Source organism: Rahnella sp. BCC 1045 (assembly GCF_019049615.1).
Lineage (GTDB): Bacteria > Pseudomonadota > Gammaproteobacteria > Enterobacterales > Enterobacteriaceae > Rahnella > Rahnella contaminans.
The window spans coordinates 85348-93877 of the sequence record NZ_JAFMOZ010000119.1 but is presented as its reverse complement, the minus strand read 5'-3'; the positions used below and the strand labels follow the sequence as shown (position 1 = coordinate 93877).

4 protein-coding genes are annotated in these 8530 nt (G+C 48.9%); 1 reads left to right on the top strand and 3 read right to left on the bottom strand.

All coding sequences use genetic code 11. The features are described from left to right. Positions 1 to 191: 191 nt before the first annotated feature. From J1782_RS09650 to J1782_RS09640, 3 genes are all read right to left on the bottom strand, one after another. Positions 192 to 1211, bottom strand: a complete 1020-nt coding sequence (locus tag J1782_RS09650; protein ID WP_217153044.1) for an RHS repeat-associated core domain-containing protein — start codon at positions 1209 to 1211, stop codon at positions 192 to 194. Positions 1212 to 1285: 74 nt separating this feature from the next. After that, complete coding sequence (locus J1782_RS09645; protein WP_217153043.1) at positions 1286 to 2473, bottom strand: RHS repeat-associated core domain-containing protein; 1188 nt, start codon at positions 2471 to 2473, stop codon at positions 1286 to 1288. Between the two features lie 77 nt (positions 2474 to 2550). Next, entirely contained in the window at positions 2551 to 6342 is a 3792-nt protein-coding gene (locus J1782_RS09640; protein WP_217153042.1) for a hypothetical protein, read from the bottom strand. Positions 6343 to 6655: 313 nt separating this feature from the next. Here J1782_RS09640 and J1782_RS09635 point away from each other — a divergent pair, with 313 nt between their 5' ends. Then, positions 6656 to 8371, top strand: coding sequence for a hypothetical protein (locus J1782_RS09635; RefSeq protein ID WP_217153041.1), 1716 nt, complete (start codon positions 6656 to 6658; stop codon positions 8369 to 8371). The last annotated feature ends 159 nt before the right edge of the window (positions 8372 to 8530 follow it).

Below are 8530 nucleotides of genomic sequence, written 5' to 3'. Positions count from 1 at the left end.
GCCCCAGGCAGACATCAGTAAAATAGCAAAAATTAATTTTTGGTTTAAAAATAAAAAGTCATTGGCGCTTTCTGTCGTGCTCATCGTTAACTTCCTCACAGAGAAGGCATTCCCATTCGTGAATACTTTTGAAATCACAGATTAAATGAAAAAATAAACCGGCTTCCACGTGGGAAAGCCGGCTGAAAATATTACTCAATGAAATCCATAGCATTGTAAAATGCACGTTGCCAGATAGAGAAGTTTTCACGGTCATATAACGGGAAGAAGAGCGTACCCCCGACAAGATTGATTGCCGATCCGGTCGCGGTAATCCCTGCGTTTTTATATTCTCCCGCTTTCATGAAGCTGAGCGTATCCCGGGCGAATACGGTAAATTCCCGCAGTGATGCTGCCGATTGTGTTCTGGTGCCAAAATTCACCTGACGGATATTTTCTGAAATACTTTCAAATGCAGGTTCGCTGATCCCAATTTTGAAATGTTTTAACCAGTGGTTAATGAAACCGACTCCCTCAATATAAACGGAATTTTCGTTATGATGCCTGAGCACAGTGTCTGCCAGAATGTCACGGCGTGCCAGTTCAGGATTATCGGCAGCAATAACGTTTCCTTCAGGCATAAGACTTTTCGTTTGTGTGGCGCCCTCCAGTCCCGGTGTAGTGACACGGTCTGGTATCGCAGCGCCGGATGTGGCTTCGTTTGCATTACTGAACGCCAAAGCAGAACTTTCAGGCTGTGCTGCCTCAGGACTGATTACCGCGTCGGAAGTGGCCTGCTGCGCGTCCAGAGCCCCTATATTGCCGGATTTCTTATGGATGCTCTTTGACTCTCCCGCGAGTTCCTGAAAGCTTTCAGATACGGTATCCATAGCGTTCAAAATCCTTCTGAAAATAGCATGCCCGCTGGGATCAACATTATTCACCGGATCCGCTTCGCAATACACGTAAGGATTGATTCCCCCTTTGCCGAAAGGACTCAGGTTGTCGGGGCAGGTAAAGCGCATTAATGCCGGGCTGTAGGCACGATAACCGTTCCCTGAGTGTGTCATTCCGGTGACAGGATCCCGCCGCTCACCGTTAAAACCGGGAAGAGCGTTGCATTTATTATTGGTTCCACCGTAACCACAATAACTGAAGGTTTGTCGTATATTGCCATTCTGAGTTAACAGAATATTTCCTGTCGGACCGGAGTCCGTTAATTGCAGTGTCATTTTAGTAATCTCCTTGAGATCGAATTAAAATATAAAATCATTGTGTATCTGTTACTTATTACGGCTGATTTCCTTTATTTTTCCGTTTTACCGGGCTCCCGGAAATCAGCGGACTTATAAGATTGCTGATGTAATTGTCGGTTATTAATCCCCAGCAGATTACCTCCGGTGACAGGAATCCCGGACGCCGGTTTCTCATCTTTTGTCGCTGATGACGCCGTCTGATTAAGATTTTGTACAACGGTATGGGTCTGCAAGCGGGAAGGGTGATATCCCATCGCTTGCTGATATTGCTGACGTGCAGGTGTGCCTTGTATGCCCGTGGACTGAACGCCACCCGCTTTTTGGGCGGAGCTGAGCGTCCGGTTAGTATTGAGAACAATACTGGCAGTGCCGGCGTTGCCGCCAGGTGAAATAACTCTGGGTTCCAGCACCAGCGGATAGGTATTTTGTGCAGCCATGACTTCAGGGAGGATGAAACTTTCCGGCGCTGCAGGATCCTCAGCCAGTTTCCGGCCCAATTTTGTATAGAATGACGCTGCAATTCCGCCATACTCCACACCTAATCCAATCGCCATCCCGCCGGCCGTCATCCCTGAAGCCTGAATGGCCGTACCGATCGCCGCATTGACGACCCCCAGTGTGGCGGCGGCGGTGGAAGTGGCAAAGGCTGTGGTCGTCGTGGCCATGGCGGTCGCACCCGCAGCGACAGTCGCGCCTGCACTCAGCGCTGTACCTGTTCCGCCAAATGCGGCAGACGTGCTGGCGACGGAGGTTGCCGCCGCGAATTCTGTCACCGTCATGGTCGCCACGCCAGCTTCTGCACCTGCCGCAGCGCCGGCAGCAATTCCCGCTTCGGCTCCCACTGCCGCGGCAGCTGTTGCTGCGGCATCCGCCGCGGCCGCAGCCAGAGAAGAAAACAAAGAGGCCAGAAAAGAAATCAGGAAAAAATGCCCGGAAGGGTCGGAACGGTTGACGGGATCCGATTCACAGTACACGTAAGGATTCACCCCCCCCTGACCAAAGGGACTGAGATTATCCGGGCAGGTGAAGCGCATCAGCGCCGGACTGTAGGCACGATATCCATTGCCAAGATGCGTCACTGCCGTTATAGGATCGGTGCGCTGACCGTTAAATCCCGGTATTGCCGGTTCATGCCGGGCAGTTGTGCCCCACGGTGACCAGGCAACGTGGACTGTATTACCCTGCTGTAAGGTGCAAAGAGGGCTGCCGGTAAAAGAATTACCCGTTAGTTTCAACATAGTGAGAGTCCCTTTTAAGTCTGAATAGCGTTCCCGCGATTAAACGGGAACGTGATAAACCCCAAAAACAGGCACAGTTAATTAACGAAAGGATCTTCGCTGACGGCCGCACTGCCGCTGCAACCTGGAATAAAACGCGTTATTTTTTGAGATTTGCTGCTGGTTTCGTTTACCAGACGCGTGCCGGTGTAGAACAGCTGGCGCTCATCCTCTGTCAGAGACTGCATCACCAGCGTGTTCAGGGCGTCGTAGTGGTAAGTGCTGAGCGGGTGATTACTTTGATCGGCAATTCGGACCAGACGTCCCAGCGAATCGTAGCTGAGAAGTCTTCCTGCTTCATCGCGGGTCATCCGGCCATTTTTGTCATATTCCAGAACGATATGCGCCGGATAAATTGCCGTCAGGGAGTGCTTCACTTCACTGAGTTGCGCGGGATCCTGCGTATTGGTAAAGAGGTACGTAGCCGTATCGATGGCTCCTCCTGCAAGCTCCGTGACGCATTGGGTAATATTGCTCAGTGCATCGAGGGTGAAAGTTTGTGACCGGATGGGCTGTCCGTAAGCGTCAACGGCGGGCTCATTTCCGCTGCATTCATAGCGGGTCAGACGATTGCGCACGTCATAACTGAAGGCTTCCTTACGGACGACGACGCCTGCGGCAGAAACTGTGCGGGTTGCTATCAAATCGTCCGGGGTGAATGTCTGTTCGACACACAGTTCGCCGCCGGAAGAAGGGATAATTTGTCGTTTTACTTCACGGTTAAAATCATCCCAGGTGAGCGTGGTGAGCAGGGTATTTCCGTCTGCGGCCACAGTGTGCTGTGAACTCACACGCCCTGCCACATCGTAGGCAATGTTGACAGTTACCTGCGGGTCTTTAATCGTGGTTATCCTGCCATAAGCGTCGTAATCCAGCGTCTGCACATTCCCCGAGACATCTGTATATTTCAGTGGCTGGCCCTGCAGCGTCCATTCATAACCGGTACTGCGGGGGCTTTTACCCGGCAGGGTGAAGATTTCCCGGTCGAGCTCACCCGTCGGCCACCAGCTCATGGTTTTACTGCGGCCGTTAGCCTCCTGCGCCTCGAGCATTTTCCCTGTCCCGCCGGCGTAAACGAAACGCTGGTCGATATCGCCGCTGCTACTTTTCACCGCTGCAACCGCATCATCGAGCGCCGAAATGTAGGAATAAGAGAGGAGATTTCCCAGATTGTCGCGGGTTGTCGCCGGTGATGTACAGGTACCGGTGTAGGTATAAGTTTGGTTACGTCCGCCGCTGGTGCTGGAGGTTAACCGGCCCAGACCGTCAAAAGTCTGCGTCCCGATCAGGATGGCTTTACCGCCCCGGGGAGTGACGGAAATGGAGGTAATGAGTTTATCGGTCGAATTGGGATCATAAGTCTTGGTCACCCGTGTGCCATCGGGCAGTGTCTGAGTGAGCACGCGGTCGAATGCATCCCATGTGTACCGGGTCACATTGTTCTTCGCATCAATGTGTTCACGCACACGTCCCAGTCCGTCGTGAGCAAGCTGCTGGAAAGCCGCCTGCGTCCCGCCTGCCGTCGTGCGGACAATTTTTTCAACCAGATTGAGTTTATTATAACGGCTGTTTTGCGAGCCTAATTTCAGCGTATTTCCGCTGGTGACCTGCAGTTTTTCCACCTTTTCACGACTGACAGGATCGAATTGCTGATGGTGTTGCTGACCGGAACTCAGCACCTTCAGATAATTTTGTCCCCAGCTGTCAAACTGGGCATTTTGCGACACCTGCATTTTACTCCCTGCATCGGCGGGATTTTTGTAATCAATGTCCCGTGTTTTTTCCAGCCGGTTGGAAGCATCGTAAATGTGTTCTTTAATCTGATAAAAAGTGGAGGCATTCTGACTTTTGTCGTTCAGCCACTCACTGATAACCCGCCCCATGCGGTCAAAGTGTTTACGGTGAGCATTGCCCTCATTATCGGTATAGGTGGTGGTGACTTCGCTGGCGAGGCCGCCGCTGCTCTTGATGCCATATGTCAGGATCAGTTCGTTACTGTATCCGTTATCCGGGTTAATCAGACGCCGCACAAGTCGTCCCAGCGAATCATAAGTCAGTGCGGTTTTAATCCCCTGAGTATTGATAAACGAGCGCAGTTTATGGGTAAAACGTGAATGTTCTCTTTCCGTCGTTTGAGAAGTGCCATCGTGGCCGGTGAACAAACGGGTATGAATCAGTGATTCGCCCTTTTTGGCATAGGTAAAGGCATGCTCTGACGTTTTTTTCTGTGCTCCGGAAAGGAAAATTACCGCATTTTTAATGCGCCCGTAGCTGAGGGGGTCAGTGCTGACGGCATGGTAGGCTATCTCACGTATCAGATTACGGACGCCATCATGCAACCGGGTCATTTTCACCGGAACAACATTGTATTTTGCCCGGGTCGTGTCGAGGGTGGCCAGCTGATCGAATTTGCTGTAGGTGAGCTGCACCGGTGCATCGTAACCGGTTGTTGCCGGGGTGACCTTGCGGCTTTTTACGTACCGGACAAAACCATGGGGTTCCGCCGGGCAGCCGGTATCTTCGGTGGGATGAGCTTCCCCAGAAGCCGGATAATATTCGATTTCAGTCAGGGTTCCGGCGGGGTCAACCTGCTTAATCAGGTTGCCGTTTACGTCGTATTCCGTCACCGTCGTTTCTGAATATTGACTGGCGTTGCTGCTAATCCAGGTCACAATCTGCTGTTTTAAACACTGCACCTGAGCAGGCTGGTTCTCGAATGATTTGCCAGCCTCTTCATAATACGTCAGCGCCGTTTGCTTATTCTGGCCCCCTTGTTTTTCTTCCGAGAGGGTCATCAGATGAAAATGGTTATACACACGACGGGTTGTCAGCGAGGTTGATGACCCGGTGTCGGTCACTTTTTCGGTACTTTCGTACAGATAAGTCACCGGCAGGGTATAGGTAAAATCGCTATCCTTCGCCCAGGCTCCGGAACCGCCATATCCCAGATAATTATTGCTGCTGTAGGTATAAGTCCGCACCAGATTGGGCTGTTGCATTCCCGGTTCGATGGTATAGGTCACCACCGCAGGCAGGGCTTTTTGTCCGGAAGAGACAGGGAACTTCATCATTTCTTTCTGATACAACACTGATTTCTTCAGCCCCAGCGGCGTGGTCATTCCGGTCAGGGTCTGGCTCACATTATTAATAAGCCCGGTGGTATAAGTGAGTGCCCACTGCAGAGTGATATCCGTACTGGAATGCGTCAGTGACGTCAGGAAGTTATTTTGAGTGACCAGTGTAACGGTATACTTCTCACTCCCTGATGGCAGGAAATGGAAAAGAGTATTCGCCAGATACTCAACCGAACAATGCACTTCATTATCCATATCAGTAATTTTTGTTAAGCGCGGCGCACCGTGGCTCCCATCCCAGGCGAGCGTCAGATAATGTCCGAACGGGCCAATAATTTTAGTGGGTAAATACAGATTCTGACTCACCAGACTCAATATTTCAGTGGTGCCGTTCTTATGCACCACCTGATAACCGGCAGATGATTTCGTCATGACAAAGGTTTTCAGCTTCATCTGTTTCACGGTAATGCTGCTGCCGGTTTCATTAATCACATACTGCTCACCGGTATTTAGCGTCAGCCGTTTATTCTGGCTGTCGTACGTGGTCATTCCGTTGGTGAATCCGATACCAAAACCAATATTCGTTTCTGATGTAGGGGAATAACTGATAACAAAAGGGATCTCCGGTCCGTTGCCATTATTGCCTTTAATACTCCCCAGACTCAGACTGACGCTATAAAGGCCAGTGCGGGGATCGACTTCGTCGCTCACAGAACTCATGAAATTTTTAGTTTGAGTGTAGTAACTGGTGCTCATAATGAACTTCCTTATTTAATCTTTACGACATTAAAAATCGCAACCCGCTTAACAATTATCAGGTTTCCTGTGCAATGAAATGAAATAGATCATTACAAACAAGGACAGTATCAGATGACATGAATAAATCCTGTCATTGCTCATCACATCGTCTCATTTCATATTTCAATGCCAGAAAATGAGACTTTGTTTTATAAAAAAACTTCTCTGAGATAACATTTTATAAGCAATGATTTCTTCCAGAAGGAAATTACGGTGATAATTTTTGCGTCACTAATACCGGTGGCGGGAATTTTTACCTAAGGATTATGTTATGGATCAGACATGGAAATGGAAAGACTTTGACCACTTTGAAAAGATTGAGCTCTATTATAAGAGTAATGATCAGAGCTCTGGCTTTGTTAATTATTCTAATAAATACCAGACACAACTGAAAATTACTGTCAGAGTAAGACCGGTAGATAAAGAGGGCAACCCGTTACCTATCGACCCGGCTGAGTTACAAAAAGCAGCAAGACTTTGTGTTTATGAATCTGATTCGACTTTTTATCAGGACAATTCGACCTGGATGCTTTACCAGCAGCAAAATATCTCGGGTTATCATCCGGTATTAGCTGGTAAACCGACAAATTCGCCGGATAAAGAAGCCGGAGACATTGAGTTCGACCTGTATGTCGCGTCGAATGGCAGCGCGTTTGGTGTTATCAATATTGCTGTCCAGATAGATTTGCTTTCGAAAGGTTATTACAGTACAGCGCAAGGCAAAGGTACGCCGCTGTGTCCCGAAACTTTCGTCTCTGCTAAAGGGATCGCCAGCCTGTGGGATATTTGCGAGGGTATTAATAATCTATCAATTTCACATGCTGATACGATGGCCACCAAATCTACCATTTATGCCAACGGACGTAATCAGGCTGCCGTATTAGTCTCGGTTTCAGCGACGGGCGGCGGGGGGTATTATCTTAATTTACTGCCCGAAGATTTTATGACAAGTGGCGAGAATCAGTACTCACCAGCAAGGGTGGAGCTCGTCAATTGCCATAATAACAGTGAGGTTTTATCCTTTAAGGGGACTAAAGATATCTGTTATACCTTTACCAGAAACGAATGGAGTCGTTCTGTCGGTTATAATATGTCCGCGAAACGTATGCGTTCTTCAATGGATAATGGAATTCTTGATATTCCTCTTTATGTTTACAGCTACAACGCCAGTCCCGGAAAAGATATTTCCGTTCGCCTGACTCTGCCTGGATTCAGTGTGACGACGGCGATAACCAGAACGGGACAATGGAGTCAGTTCATTACCTCGATGATTACGCTGTCTTTCCTGGAGAAAATTGATTACTCCGATGTGACTAAATTACAGATTATTGATGGTGGCTGGAATACTCTGGACAGCAGTGTTCAAATTACCTCCCACCCCAACAGTTATAAGGGGAAAAGTGAAGTTCAGAAAAATGGCGTAGTGAAATACAAACAGGTTTTGATCAAACCCAATATCGGGAGTTCGGAGGTAAAATTCCTGGATGAAAAGACAGCAATAAATAACCGGGCACATTTTAATCCCTACAGTAAAGATCGCGTTGGAATGTGGGGTAATACCTCAGCCCATTCTTCTGATACCTATGTTCAGGCCTTACTGGATTATACGTCTGAAACGGGCGGGCATATTATTGCGTGGGGCGTAGAATTGCCAGAAACCATGAGCAAGTTCGGCTTTATTTTCACCTCCGGGAGCGATTGCCAGAGTGAAACGAATTATGAGGAGAAAGGCCGGCATTTCATGTTGGATATTAAAGAAGATTGCGGGAAAACGACCTGGATTTCCAACCTGAATAAGGTATCCGGAGCCGTCACCCTTCATGCCCTGTCTGCCGCGCACAATACAGACAGCCAATACCACCACACACCGTCCTGGAAACAGAATATCCAACCTGCATCGGTGAGTGTTTACGATAATTACGGTAATACCGGAACATTTAGAATTTCCTGGGATCAGAAAACGATTTTACCGAGTATTTCCAAATAATCGAGAGAGAGTGAATGCAGTACGTGAACCTTGATGCGGCTGTGCCAGGGTTCACGCCTTCCTGGCATCTGCTATTTCCCCACACTCACTCCGTCTATTTCCTGTACAGATCACACTTCCCCACGCTTTCGTGAAAATGCTCACATTCATCCGTGCAGA